10 protein-coding genes are annotated in these 13190 nt (G+C 61.8%); 5 read left to right on the top strand and 5 right to left on the bottom strand.

Going from position 1 to position 13190, the window contains the following annotated elements; translation table 11 throughout:
• Positions 1-50: 50 nt before the first annotated feature.
• Positions 51-821, bottom strand: a complete 771-nt coding sequence (locus ACQK2L_RS28790; protein ID WP_425400502.1) for a hypothetical protein — start codon at positions 819-821, stop codon at positions 51-53.
• The gene (locus tag ACQK2L_RS28785) at positions 796-1935 is read right to left on the bottom strand and encodes a prenyltransferase/squalene oxidase repeat-containing protein (protein WP_425400501.1); all 1140 of its coding nucleotides are present in this window, start codon (positions 1933-1935) and stop codon (positions 796-798) included. The genes ACQK2L_RS28790 and ACQK2L_RS28785 overlap by 26 nt, the downstream gene beginning before the upstream one ends.
• A 266-nt stretch (positions 1936-2201) precedes the next feature.
• Between ACQK2L_RS28785 and ACQK2L_RS28780 the strand changes: the two genes are divergently transcribed.
• Positions 2202-3095, top strand: coding sequence for a cation diffusion facilitator family transporter (locus ACQK2L_RS28780; RefSeq protein ID WP_425400500.1), 894 nt, complete (start codon positions 2202-2204; stop codon positions 3093-3095).
• On the opposite strand, the gene ACQK2L_RS28775 is transcribed toward ACQK2L_RS28780, so the two are convergent.
• The 3 genes from ACQK2L_RS28775 to ACQK2L_RS28765 form a co-directional block, all read right to left on the bottom strand.
• Positions 3092-4447 carry a glycerate kinase type-2 family protein gene (locus ACQK2L_RS28775; RefSeq protein WP_425400499.1) on the bottom strand — a complete coding sequence of 452 codons (1356 nt, stop codon included), beginning with the start codon at positions 4445-4447 and terminating at the stop codon, positions 3092-3094. The genes ACQK2L_RS28780 and ACQK2L_RS28775 overlap by 4 nt on opposite strands.
• 64 nt (positions 4448-4511) lie before the next feature.
• Positions 4512-4964, bottom strand: a complete 453-nt coding sequence (gene rpiB, locus ACQK2L_RS28770; RefSeq protein WP_425400498.1) for a ribose 5-phosphate isomerase B — start codon at positions 4962-4964, stop codon at positions 4512-4514.
• A gap of 157 nt (positions 4965-5121) precedes the next feature.
• Complete coding sequence (locus ACQK2L_RS28765; protein ID WP_425400497.1) at positions 5122-6273, bottom strand: L-threonylcarbamoyladenylate synthase; 1152 nt, start codon at positions 6271-6273, stop codon at positions 5122-5124.
• Between the two features lie 162 nt (positions 6274-6435).
• Here ACQK2L_RS28765 and ACQK2L_RS28760 point away from each other — a divergent pair, with 162 nt between their 5' ends.
• The 4 genes from ACQK2L_RS28760 to ilvE all read left to right on the top strand — a co-directional run bounded on the left by ACQK2L_RS28760 (position 6436) and on the right by ilvE (position 13067).
• On the top strand, positions 6436-7395 hold the full coding sequence (locus tag ACQK2L_RS28760) for a hypothetical protein (RefSeq protein ID WP_425400496.1): 960 nt from the start codon (positions 6436-6438) through the stop codon (positions 7393-7395).
• Between the two features lie 117 nt (positions 7396-7512).
• Positions 7513-10593: a VWA domain-containing protein gene (locus tag ACQK2L_RS28755; protein ID WP_425400495.1), complete on the top strand. Its 3081-nt coding sequence runs from the start codon at positions 7513-7515 to the stop codon at positions 10591-10593.
• Positions 10594-10721: 128 nt separating this feature from the next.
• The gene (locus ACQK2L_RS28750) at positions 10722-11738 is read left to right on the top strand and encodes an AAA family ATPase (protein ID WP_425400494.1); all 1017 of its coding nucleotides are present in this window, start codon (positions 10722-10724) and stop codon (positions 11736-11738) included.
• 471 nt (positions 11739-12209) lie between these two features.
• A complete protein-coding gene (ilvE, locus tag ACQK2L_RS28745; RefSeq protein WP_425400493.1) occupies positions 12210-13067 on the top strand; it encodes a branched-chain-amino-acid transaminase in 858 nt (285 codons plus the stop codon).
• Positions 13068-13190: the final 123 nt, after the last annotated feature.

Here is a 13190-nt window from a genome sequence, read left to right as displayed (position 1 = left end):
ACAAAGGCCGCGAAGTGCTAGGCTTCGCGGCCTTTTTCATTGCTCAGTTCTTAACGAACAACCTCATACCGCACGAGAAACCAGTGCGGTGCGATCTCGGCAAACTCGTCCACTTCGTATCGAGTTTCCAGCCCGCTGATGAACGAGCTTGGGTCGTCGCGAGCTGGTCGCCACTCGATCCACGCAGGGCTTTCTTCCTGGGCCAGCTCGAGGCAAATAGAGCCCGCGGGAGAGCGCTCCACTGCCGAAATGGTGAGCTTGCTTCCTGCCAGCGGTGCGTTAGTGGCCAGCAGCAATGTGGTGGGGTTCGGCTTAGGGTAAGCCAGGTACGGCCCGAGCACTTCGGTGCCCGTTTCGTCCTCAGGCCAGTCGGTTCGCAGATGGTCGACCAGTTGGTTGAGCGCCGGCAGTTCGCTCGCAAGGCGGTGCTGTTGTCCCAGCCAGTACAGGTCGCCACGGGCGATGCCGAGCGACGTCCACATGGCGATCACCGCCACCAGCAGCAGCCAGGAGCGGACCGTGCGAAACGAACGGGGACCTACCAGAACGCTGGCCAGCATCATCAGGCCGGTTCCCATGACTCCGGCGGCCAGTAACTGCATGCTGGTCGAGTCGGGCAGTTGCGGTAGCACGCTGCTTCTCGACGAAGACGCCGATCGCCAGGCAGCTTCGAGCGTGCGCAGCGAGGCGGCGTCGCTGGCGATCCACCATGCCACGCCGACCAGCAGCGCAAGGTTCGCCAGCCAGGCGGCGGTGCACAGCGCACTGGCAATCCGCTGCACGGCTGCGCGCGGCTCATTCACCGTTTTGGAACTGGTCATCGCAGTAGGACAGCGCCATCAGAGCGAACGCCGTGCACAGGTTGGGGTCGTTTTCGAACCACTGGCGATTGGTGTTCACCCACGATCCGTCTTCTTTCTGGGTGCTCGCCAGTTGGGCTAGCAAATCCTCTTGCCACTTGTGCTCGTGGCCATCGGCGGTTTCGACGAGCGGCGAGCCGCTGGCCGCCAGCCCGCTGCCGAATGTGTGGTAGTAGTAGAACAGTCCAGCGGTTCCCTGCCCGGGGTTCTGCTCCAGGTCGTAGTGCTTCGCAATCCACCCCATAGCGGCCTTGGCCCGCGGATCGTCCTTCGAGAGGCCGGCGTAAATGAGGCTTTTGAATCCCGAGTACGTCATCGAGCCGTAGCTCTTCAAACCGCCGTTTTCCGTGTAACGTTCGGAGGTGGTCGGGTCGACGTTCTCGGTCGGAATCACGTAGTAGAAGCCGCCGTCGTTCACTTTGCCGGCGAACGGCGTGTCGTTGAACTTGGTGTCGAGGTTCTGGCACCGCGACACGAACACGAGCGCCCGCTGCACCGTGGGATCGTCGGCCGATGCGTCGAGCGAGTGCAGCGCCTCGAGTAGGTAAGCGGTGTTCGACAGGTCAGGGCGTTCCTTGCCGCTGTAGCCAACGCCGCCGTAGTGCTCGTCGTCTTCGCCCACCTCGCCATCGGAGCCGATTTGCAGCCCGCGGACGAAATTCTCGGCGTTCTTCAGCGTCTCGTCGTATCGCCCGTCGCCGGCCACTTTGTTAGCCTCGGCGAAACACATGATGGCGACGCAGGTCTCGTAGTTCCGCAAACGATCGCTGGCGTAGATGCCGCCGTCGGCCTGCACCACGCCCTCGAGCGCCTTGAGCCCACGGGCCACCAGCGGATCGTCGAGCCCGCAGCCGTGCCGCAGCGCAGCAGTCACGGCCAGCGACGTGATGCCCGAGCCGGCGCGGGGCGAGAGCATGCCATTTTCTCCTTGGCCCGTGTCGCGCAGGTAGGCGAGACCGCTTTGCACTACCTCGTCGAGTTTCGGTGCGGTCTGGGTGTCTTGAGCGTGTGCCACCGAGGTGGCAATCAATGTGGCGGCGGTGCAAAACCAGCAGGCAGACGGACTGCGCTTCATCTTCGACGATCCTCCAGGGAGTGGGTGGGAAACGAGAAACACCGTGCAACTGCCAGGCCAGCGTGGGCGATGTAGGCAGAAACCCTGCATTTTGCGGGCGATACTCCTCATTTGCGACACCGAGGTGTCGATTGGCTAGGCACTCGTGTCGGTTGTTTGGACAGGGAGCGCACGTCGGCGACCACTAGAAGAGATTCTATCCGTTCGCTATTTTCTGCAGGAAACCGAGTGTCCACGAGCTTGCCTAGCAACCCGCCACAAACTAAATGGCCCATTCTCACCAGCATGCAGCACGCAACCTGGCGGTTGCTTTCCTGGTGAATTTGGCCTTCGTGCTGATCGAGATTGCTGGCGGACTGTGGACCAATAGCGTGGCGATCCTTACCGATGCGCTGCACGACGCTGGAGACGGGCTGTCACTGGGCATCGCGTGGTACTTGCAGCGCCTTTCGGCGCGCCAGGCCGATGCGCGGTTCACCTACGGCTATCGCCGCTTCTCGAGTCTGGGCGCGCTCACCACCGGGGTGGTGTTGCTGATTGGCTTGATTGTCGTGGTTTGGGGTGCCGCCGGTCGACTGCAAAATCCGCAACCCGTGTACGCACCCGGCATGCTGGGCTTGGCCATACTTGGCATTGCGATGAACGGCGGTGCGGCTTGGCTCTTGAGTGGCGGCACTTCGCTGAACGAGAAGGTCGCCAGTTGGCACTTGCTGGAAGACACGCTGGGATGGATCGCCGTATTGATTGGCAGCGCCGTCATGATGGTGACCGACAATTACCTGATCGACCCACTGCTGGCGATTGGCATCGCCTGCTTCGTTTTGTGGAACGTCGCGCGGAATCTCTATCAGGTTGCCTTGGTGTTTCTCCAGCACGCACCGTCTGAGTTCGACGCCAGGGCGCTCGATGAGTTGTTCGCTGAGATTCCGGGAGTAATCGCTACGCACCACACGCACACCTGGACCCTCGACGGTGAGCGTCACGTGTTTTCAACCCACTTGGTGATGCAGGCGGGCACCGGCCGAGAGGAGATCGTAGCCGCCAAACAACAGGTGCACGAATTGCTCAAGTCGCAGCAATTCGATCACGTGACCATTGAGGTGGAACTGGTCGGCGAGCAGTGCGGCGCTGAAGTGCCGGATGCCCACGATCACGACTAGCAAACCTGGTCGACGACCACCACGCGGATATCGCACACGTTGGTGCCGGTGGGGCCGGTGATCACCAGGGCGTCGAGCGGCTCGAAGAAGTGGTACGCGTCGTTGCGCGCGAGGTAGTCGGCCGGGCTCAGTCCCTGCTGCTCGGCGGCTGCCACCACGTCGGCATCCACCAACGCACCGGCTGCGTCGGTAGGCCCGTCCTCGCCATCGGTGCCGCCGGAGAGCAGCGCCACGCGGTGGCAGTCCTCCAGTTCTTCGATAGCGGCCAGCACCAACTGCTGATTGCGACCACCTTTGCCACGCCGTTCGGGCGGGGCGAGCGTGACGGTTGGCTCGCCGCCGGTGATTAGACAATTGGGCCCAGGCTGGTCGCGCATGGTAATGGCCATCTCGGCCAAATGGCGCCCAACGTCCTCGGCCGGGCCTTCCGACTCGGTTGCACACAACATAGCGTGGTTGTAGCCCAGTCGCTCGGCCTCGATGCCTGCCGCGTCGACCGCCGTGGCGTTGTTCGCCAGCACCAGGTGCTCCACCTGACACGAGGGCTCTGGCTTTGGCCCATCGCCTGCTTCGATTCGCCGCTGCAGGAATTCGACAACCGGCTGTGCGTCGGAGTGCTCGGCAATGTTGAGTTCGCGCAGCACTTGGAGCGCATGCTGCGGCCCTTCGTGGCACGGGTAGGTCGGACCCGAGGCAATCGTGTCCAACGGATCGCCCAGCACGTCCGACACCACCAGTGTCAGTAGCGTACCCGCAGTACACGCCCTGGCGAGTCCGCCGCCCTTGATGTCGCTGAGTTGCCGGCGGACGCAGTTTAGTTGGTCGATCGTCGCGCCCGAGGCGGAAAGCAGTCGCGTAATGGCGGCTTTCACTTCGAGCGAAATACCTGCCGCCGGCGCCGGCAGCAGGGCCGAACCGCCGCCTGAGAGCAAGCAAATGCACAGGTCGCCGGGTGCAAGTGTGGAAACTTCGCGCAGAATCTGGCGCGTGCCCTCGACACCTTCGGGCCGCGGTTCGTTCACGCCAGTGGGGCGGCCAGCGTGCAGGTGCACGGCGATGGTCGGTTCGACGGTGCCGGCCGGCACGTTCACCCAGCCGCCCACCTGATGATTGGCAATGACTTCGGGGCCGAGTGCCGTTTCGAGTCCACGCACCATCGCCGCGCCGGCTTTCCCTCCGCCCACCACGGCAATTCGACCGATCGAGTCCAGCGGCGCTTCCCAATCGCCGATGCTGAGCACACCGCCGGCAACGCTCACCTCGCGCTCGAGGAGCTTATCGGGCAGCACTGCCTCGACGCCGGCTCGCCAGATACGCAGGGCGTCTTGGCGAAGTTGGGAGGCAGAGGACATCGCGGTGCCATTCGCCGGGGGCTAGGTCGCCTGAGGTTTGCCGCGCTGGCGGGCTCGTGAAACGCTACTTCTCGTGTTCGCACTTCTCCAGAGCGCTGATCTTCTCGATTCGACGGAGGTGGCGACCCCCTTCGAAATCGGTGTTGATCCAGGTCTCGATCATGCGTTCCACGGTGCGAGGCGAGATCAGGTCGGCCGACAAACACAGGACGTTCAGGTCGTTGTGTCGACGGCTGATCTCGGCGGTTACCTCGTCGGTGCAGGGCGCTGCGCGGACGCCGGCGAACTTGTTGGCGGCGATGGCCATGCCGATGCCGGTGCCGCAGATCAGAATGCCCCGGTCGGCCGTGTGGTCACTGATCTTTTTGGCCACGATGGCCGCAAAGTCGGGATAATCGACGCTCTCCGGCCCGCAGGTCCCTGCGTCGTCCACTTCGTGCCCCTTTTCGCGAAGCAGTTGGCAGATCTGCTCCTTGATTTGGAATCCTCGGTGGTCGCTCGCAACAGATATACGCATTCGGTCGGGTCCTCTGACAACGCCAAGTGGGGCAGACGCCCAGCGGACGTCCGACCGGGCTACTTAGCCCCCCGATTATAGCAGAACGAGCGAAAAGGTGTTATGAGGGGGCAATCATGCTATCTGGACGGTTTGCCACCAATCGGGCCGTGTTGCCCTAACTCTCCGGGCCTTCCGATTTTCGGAACGTTTCGGCGATTCGCTTCGCGTGATAGGCCACTCCGTCAGCAATCTGCGAGGCACACGTGCGGTACACCTCCAGGGGGCCCCCGATCGGATCGGCCACGTCGTCGCCCTCAGGCATCAGCGGGGCGGTCTTAGTGGCCCATTCGGGGCTCGACTGGACGATGGCGTGCAGGTGGCCGCGGGTCATCGTCAGTACCAGGTCGGCGTGGCGGAGCAGCTGATCGGTCAGCGGCTGGCTGCGGTGCTCCTCGATGCCGACACCATGTTCGTGCATCAGCGTCACGGCTTCGGGGCTGGGCGGGGCGCCAGGCGCGGCGGCCAAGCCGGCCGACAGCACTTGCACGCCTTTTTGATCCATCTCGTCGTCCGACAGGCCCAGTTCCTCCGACAGGGCTTTGCGCAACATGGCTTCCGCCATCGGACTGCGGCAGGTGTTGCCGGTGCAGACCATCACTACCATGTACCTGCCTAGTCGTTCCAATGTTGCTGCGCCCACGACGCCCTCGCGTAGTATTTTCAGTTCATTGCCCGACACCCGCACCACGGTGCTCGGTCGTCCATACCTGGCTGGGCCGTCGTCCAGCACCAGGTCGATTTGCTCGCCGATGGCCTCGATCACTTCGTCCGCATTCACTGCATCGGCCTGGCCCGATCGATTGGCGCTGGTGAGCGCCAACGGACCATTGATCATACACAATACGTCCAGCAACAGTTGGTTGGCAGGCACCCGCAGGCCTACGGTGCCCTCGGGGCAGACGACCTGCCGGACGCTCTCGGCCAGTTGTCCGGTGAGTCCCCGCTCGGGGTCGCAGTCCAGCACCAGCGTAACTGGGCCGGGCCAGCACCGCCGCGCCAGTCGCCAGGCCAGGGGGCCCATGTCGGGGGCGTAGTCCTGGGCTTCGGCAGCGCTTTTGATGGCCAGGGCGAACGGGGCCCCCGGATTGCGATTCTTGGCCGTCAGCAGTCGATCGACCGCGGCCGCATTGCAAGCACTGGCCGCCACGCCGTACACGGTTTCAGTGGGAAAGGCTACCAATTTACCTTCCACCAACGCTTGAACCGCGCGGTGGACCACATCACGCAGATCGTCGGTGCGGTGAACGTCGATGCGGAGCGGCGGCATAGCGAGGAGAAAACGGGGGCAACTGGGTAAAGCATCCCAAGTTATAGAGCCCGAAACCAACGGGGGCAACCGCGAGAACCTCGCTGCGGCGGCGCGAAAAATGCGGTTAACTGTTGCCAAGCACCACGTCCAGCGGTTGTAATCAATAGAGTGAATCGCAAGTTGTCCATACCCTCCGACGCCGCAGACCACCGAATCAGTCGGCGGACGATGCTGCGTGGCGCTCTGGCGGCCGCTACCCTGGGGCCGGCGGCAGGCTGTTTTTCCTCGGCGTCGGGCAGCCCACGTCCCGAAAAAGTCTGGGGCGAGCGGGGACTCAAGCCCGGGCAACTGCAGAAGCCTCGGGCGATGTGTATCGACCCGGACGACCTAATTTACCTGGTCGACATCACCGCCCGCATCCAGGTGTTCGACCGCGATGGCAAGTTTCTCCGCGGTTGGAGAACTCCCAAAAGCAAGGATGGCCGCCCGACCGGCATGTCGTTTATCGATGGCAAGCTGTACGTGGCGGATACCCACTATTTTCGCGTCTTGGTCTACACACCCGACGGAAAACTGCTGGAGGAGGAGAGTTTCGGCGAGGAAGGCGACGGTCCCGGGCAGTTAGGTTGGACCACCGACATTGTGCGCGACTCGGCTGGCAATCTGTACGTTTCGGAGTACGGCCAGCACGACCGAATTCAAAAATTCGCCCCCGACGGCAGTTTTGTCCTACAATGGGGCACTCATGGAAACGAGGCGGGGCACTTTCTCCGCCCACAGAACATGTGGGTCGACGCCCAGGATCGCATCTGGGTGTGCGATGCCGGCAATCACCGCCTGCAGGTGTTCGACACCAACGGCGAGCAACTTTTTGAATGGGGCGAGGAGGGAATCGAACCGGGACAACTGTCGTATCCCTATTGTATGTGGATCGACTCGCAAGACCACGTGCTGGTGTGCGAATATGGAAACAGCCGCGTCCAGAAGTTCACTACCGAAGGCGAGTCGCTGGCCACTTGGGGTAGCCAGGGCCGCCAACCCGGACAACTGCATAACCCTTGGGCCATCGTTCAGGATTCAAAGCGAAAAACCATTGTGTTGGATACCTATAATCATCGCGTGCAGAGATTTAGCATCTAGAAGCAAGGAACCACTGTCAGTTCGAAGGAGTCTAAGCGGCTGAGGATTCTAGACTCCTTTAGAAATGACACAGCACTTCTTCTGACCCCGAATACCTAATACCCGACTCCTCCACCAATGCCTTTTGCCTTCGACAGTCCGTGGTACCTGTTGCTGCTGCTCTTGCTGCCGGTGATCTGGCTGACCAGCTATCGCAGTCTTGCGGGCTTGGGGCATTGGCGGCGGCTTACGGCCATTGCGCTGCGTACTTTGGTCTTCGCGCTGTTGGTGTTTGCTCTGGCCGACATCCAGTATCGCAAGAAGAACGATGCGATGACGGTCATCTACTTACTCGATCAATCGATGAGCATTCCGGAGGATCGGCGCGAGTTGATGATGGAGTTCGTCAATGAATCGGTGAACGAACACCTTCGCTCCGAGAAGAACGATCGCGTTGGCGTGATCGTGTTCGGACGCGACGCCGAGGTGGAGACTCCGCCGCTAGAGTATTTTGTCGATCTATCGAAGCTCACCAGCCTGCTCGATCCGCAGTACACCAATCTCGAAAGCGCGCTGCAGCGCGCCCGGGCGTTGTTCCCCGAGGAGACCGCGCGGCGCATCGTGGTCGTGACCGACGGCAACGAGAATCTGGGCGACGCGTTGAGCGAAGCTCGCGCGCTGGCCGATGCCGGGATCAGCATCGACGTGCTGCCGGTCGATCTGCCAATACGCAGCGAAGCGTCGGTCGAGAAGGTCACGCTGGCGAGCGATGTTCGGCAAGGGCAGCCGTTCGACCTGCGTGTGGTGCTGAATCACGACGCACCCGAAGGCGCGCCGCCGCTGCCAGGCACGTTGAAGATCGTTCGTAAGACAGGCGACTTCCAGGAGACGTTAACCGAAGGCCCCGTGGAATTGCCCCCCGGCAAGACGCGCCTGGTGGTAAATGAGACAATCGAGCGGCCCGATTTCTATACCTACGAGGCACAGTTCTTTCCCGCCGATCCGGCGAGCGACGGCACCGCGCAGAATAACGTGGCCACCGCGTTCACACACGTTCGTGGCAAGGGGCACGTGCTGGTGATTGAAGATTGGGCCGAGCCCGGCCAGTTCGATTATCTAGTCGACCGCCTGCGGACCAGCGGCCTGGAAGTCACGTTGATGCCCAGCAATCAACTCTTCAGCACACTGGCCGACTTGCAGCGTTACGACACCGTGGTACTGGCCAACGTGCCACGCAGCAGCAGCGGCGGCGACTTTGAAGACGACGGCACCGGCGCTAACTTCACCGACGCTCAGATCGCCATGCTGGTCCGCAACACCGAGGAACTCGGTTGCGGGCTGGTGATGATCGGCGGCCGGAACAGCTTCGGCGCCGGCGGCTGGGCCAACACCGAGTTGGAAAAAGCCATGCCGGTCGACTTCCAGATCAAAAGCGCCAAGGTGGTGCCGGTCGGTGCGCTGGCCTTGATGATGCACGCCAGCGAAATGTCGCAAGGCAACTACTGGCAAAAGCGCATCGCCATCGAGGCCATCAAGGTGCTCGGCGATCGCGATTATTGTGGCATGATCCAGTGGAATATGAGCGACCAGTGGCTGTGGGGACAATCGCAGGGTGGCATGCTCACTGTGGGAGACAATCGCAACATGATGCTCGCACGGGTCGACACGATGAGCGTCGGCGACATGCCAGCATTCGAAGGCGCCATGAAGAAGGTGGCCAACAGCTTCGCCCGTCTTGACCAGCAGACCAACAAGCCGGCCGTGAAGCACATGATCATCATCTCCGACGGCGATCCTTCGCCTCCCAGCCGGCAGGTGATCAATCAGTACAAGAAGATGCAGGTCAAGATCACCACCGTGGCCGTCGGCGCGCATGGCACCGTGGGCACCAAGACCATGCGCGACATCGCCCAGGCCACCGGCGGCAAGTACTACAAAGTCCGCAACGCCCGCGCCCTGCCGCGCATCTACCAGCGCGAAGCCCGCCGCGTGGCGCGGCCGCTGGTCAAAGACCTCGAACCGCCTCAACGCCCCATCCTGACCGCGCAGCATGAGATCGTCAGCGGCATCGGCCCAGAGGAGTTTCCGCCAATCGATGGCTTGGTGCTGACGACGTTGAAAGACAGCGCGCTGGTGGAAGTGATCTTGCGCTCGCCCCAACCTGCGGTCGAGGCTAACAGCACCTTATTGGCCGCCTGGCCGTATGGTTTGGGCAAATCGGTCGTGTTCACCACCGACGGGGGTCGGCAACTGGCCAAGGCCTGGGATGGTTGGGATCGCTACGATCAGTTCTTCAGCCAGATGATTCGCTGGTCGATGCGGCCCACCGGCGACACGGGCAATTTCAGCGTCGTTACCACCACCGAGGATGGCAAGACGCGCGTGATCATCGACGCGTTGGATAAAGACGAGAACTTCATCAACGTGCCATCGATGAACGCCACGGTGGTCGGACCCGATATGGAGTCCGTTCCGCTGGTGATCGAGCAAAAAGCGCCGGGCCGCTATGTCGGCGAGTTCGACTCGATGCTGCCCGGCAGTTATATGCTGTCGGTCCTTCCCGGCGGCGACCAGGGGATGATTCGCACCGGTGTGAACGTCGGCTACAGCGAAGAGTTCCGCGATCGCGAGACCAACCTGCCGCTGTTGGAAACGATGGCGGGCCTCGAACCGAACAAAGGCAAGCCGGGCGTCTTGGTGGGGGGCGAGCAGAACACCATGCTGACCGGCGATCCCACGACACTGCCTAACCTATTGAACTTCGATCCCTACCGCCGCGACATGCCACCGGCCGTGTCGACGCAAAGCATCTGGCCGTGGATGGTGGTGCTGGCCTCGACGCTGTTCTTCGGCGACGTGTTCATCCGCCGGGTGCAAATTGGGTTCGAGTGGCTCAAGCCCATGTGGGCGTATATCGACGAAAAGCTTCTGGGCCGCGAACGCGAAGCCGCCGTGCCCGCCACGATGAGCCGCTTGCAAAGCCGCAAAGCCGAAGTCCAGAAACAGTACGAATCGCGCCGCGCCGAAACTCGCTTCGAAGCGCCAGACGAAGTCGAGCCCACCGACGAGCCTTCGCCACTGGAAGCCATGGACAGCCCGGCGGCCGAGCGACCTAAACAAGCCCCCGCCCCCAAGGTGGGCGAAGGCGAGAAGGAAGAAGAAAGCTATACCTCGCGGCTGCTGAAAGCCAAGAAAGATGTTTGGAAAGACAAACAGTAGACTAATGACCAATTACGAATGACCAATGTCCAATTAGCCTATTGGTCAGCTTCGTTGCCGCCGAAGTTTGCGAGCGGCCCCAAATCGAAAGTTCCCATTCCTCAGACCCCAGCCCCTAGCCTTCGCATATGAGTCTCGCCGAATCGATTGAAAAGCGTGCCCAAGAGTTTGCCACGCGTTACCAGGCTGTACACGACCAGATCGCCCGCGTGATTGTGGGACACGACGACATTGTGCACGGCGTGCTGACGTGCTTGTTCGTGGGCGGCCACTGCCTGCTCGAAGGTGTGCCGGGTCTGGGTAAGACGCTGCTGGTGCGAACGTTGGCCGAGACACTGAGCCTCGACTTCTCGCGCATTCAGTTCACGCCCGACCTGATGCCGGCCGACATCCTTGGCACGAACATGATTGTCGAAGACCCCGACGGGCGGCGGCGATTCGAGTTTCAGCGGGGACCGGTGTTCACGCAGATTTGCCTGGCCGACGAAATCAACCGCGCGACGCCGAAGACGCAGTCGGCTATGCTCGAAGCGATGCAGGAGAAGGCCGTTACCGCTGGCGGCAATCACTACAAGCTCGACGCACCGTTCTTTGTGATGGCCACGCAGAACCCGCTCGAACAGGAAGGCACTTATCCGCTGCCCGAAGCGCAGCTCGACCGCTTCTTCTTCAAGTTGATGGTTGGCTACTCCGGCCGGGCGGAGCTGAACACGATTCTTGATCGCACCACCCGCGGCGAAGTGATCACGCCGGAAAAGGTGATGGATGGCCGCGAGATCGTGCAGTGGCAGCAGTTGGTGCGCGAGGTGATCATCGCCCCGCACGTGCAGGACTACATCTGCCGGCTGGTGCTCGCCACGCACCCCGAAGGCGAGTTCGCCCCGCCGGTCACCAACCAGTATCTACGCTGGGGCGCTAGCCCCCGCGCCGCGCAAACCATCGCCCTGGCTTCCAAAGTGCGAGCACTGCTGGGCGGCCGGTACAACGTGAGCTTCGACGACATCCGCCGCGTGGTACTCCCCGCGCTGCGGCATCGCGTGATCCTGAACTTCGAGGCCGAAGCCGAAAGCATCGACCCCGACAACGTGCTGTTAGAACTGCTGGAGAAGGTGCCCGAAAAGGCCGACGACAGCGCTGCGGCCTAGCGCGTAGAACGAAATTCATTCCGTTGCGGGACCATAGCCATGAACCCCTTCGCTTCCCCAGAATCGAAGCCGGATCCGAGGTCCAAGCCACGGATTAAAAACTTCTGGGCAATCAACCGCGCCGACGTTGCCATCGTAGGAGGATTGGTGGCTCTGATGCTCGTACTGTTGCTGCTATGACCCGAAGGGTGCCTGGGGTCGAGTGCAACGAGCCCCCAGCACTTCTCCAACTGGGGGCTCGCGGAGCTCGTCCCCAGGCACCCAGTTCGAGGTGTTCTGTCCCAGAATGGGCCAAGAACCCACCTTCTCCAGCGGCCCAATCTAGGCCACAATCTAGAACACCCGCGGCTGGCGGATAACCTAGACTAATTCAAGTGAGAATCCCGGGTTTGCGCAGCGTTCGTTTGCAGCGGCCCGGCCAGTTTGTGTAACTTGATGAACCCTTTCGGCGCGTCGTGCGTCGCTAACTTCATGGCAAAACAAATCTACATCGGCGGCAAATTCTTCTCTCCCGAAGACGCGAAGATTAGCGTCTTTGATCATGGTCTGTTGTACGGCGACGGCGTGTTCGAAGGACTGCGGATCTACTCGGGCAAGGTCTTTCGACTCGGCGAGCACATCCAGCGGCTGTACGAATCGGCGAGGGCGATCTGGCTCGAGATTCCGATGACCCACGACGAGATGGCCGACGCCATCAATGAGACTGTGACCAAGAATGGCCTTTCCGACGGCTACGTGCGGGCGGTGGTGACCCGTGGCTCTGGTACGCTGGGGCTCGACCCCAATCGCTGCAGCAATCCGCAGGTAATCATCATCGCCGACACGATTACGCTCTACCCAAAAGAGTTTTACGACAACGGGCTGGAGATCATCACGGTGAGCGTGATTCGCAACCATCCGGCCGCGCTCAGCCCACGAGTCAAGTCGCTCAACTACCTGAACAACATCCTCGCCAAGATCGAAGGCCTGCAGGGCGGATGCGTCGAAGCGTTAATGCTCAACCACAAGGGCGAAGTAGCCGAGTGCACTGGCGATAACATTTTCATTGTCAAAGACGGCCGACTGCTCACCCCGCCGCTCGATGCGGGCATCCTGGCAGGCGTCACGCGCGAAGCGGTGATGGACCTGGCGGTGGAGCTCAACATCCCGCTGGCCGAACAAGTGCTCACCAAGCACGACATCTACGTGGCCGACGAGTGCTTCCTCACTGGTAGCGCCGCCGAAGTGGTGCCGGTAGTGAAGCTCGACAGCCGCCCCATCGGCGACGGCAAACCGGGCCCCGTGACCAAGCGGCTCACCAGCGCGTTTCACGAGTTGGTGCGCAATTAGAAGGGGTCACGCGAACTACCAAGTCGCGACTGTTAGTCGCGGATGTTAGGCCCGGCGTTTACGCCGGGTTGGGTCGTGCATCACCTAGCGGCGGTCGAGCTGTACGTGGTCCACCATCCGGAA

Source organism: Aeoliella sp., assembly GCF_965227375.1.
In the GTDB taxonomy this organism is placed as follows: domain Bacteria; phylum Planctomycetota; class Planctomycetia; order Pirellulales; family Lacipirellulaceae; genus Aeoliella.
This window is presented reverse-complemented; position numbering and strand designations above follow the sequence as displayed.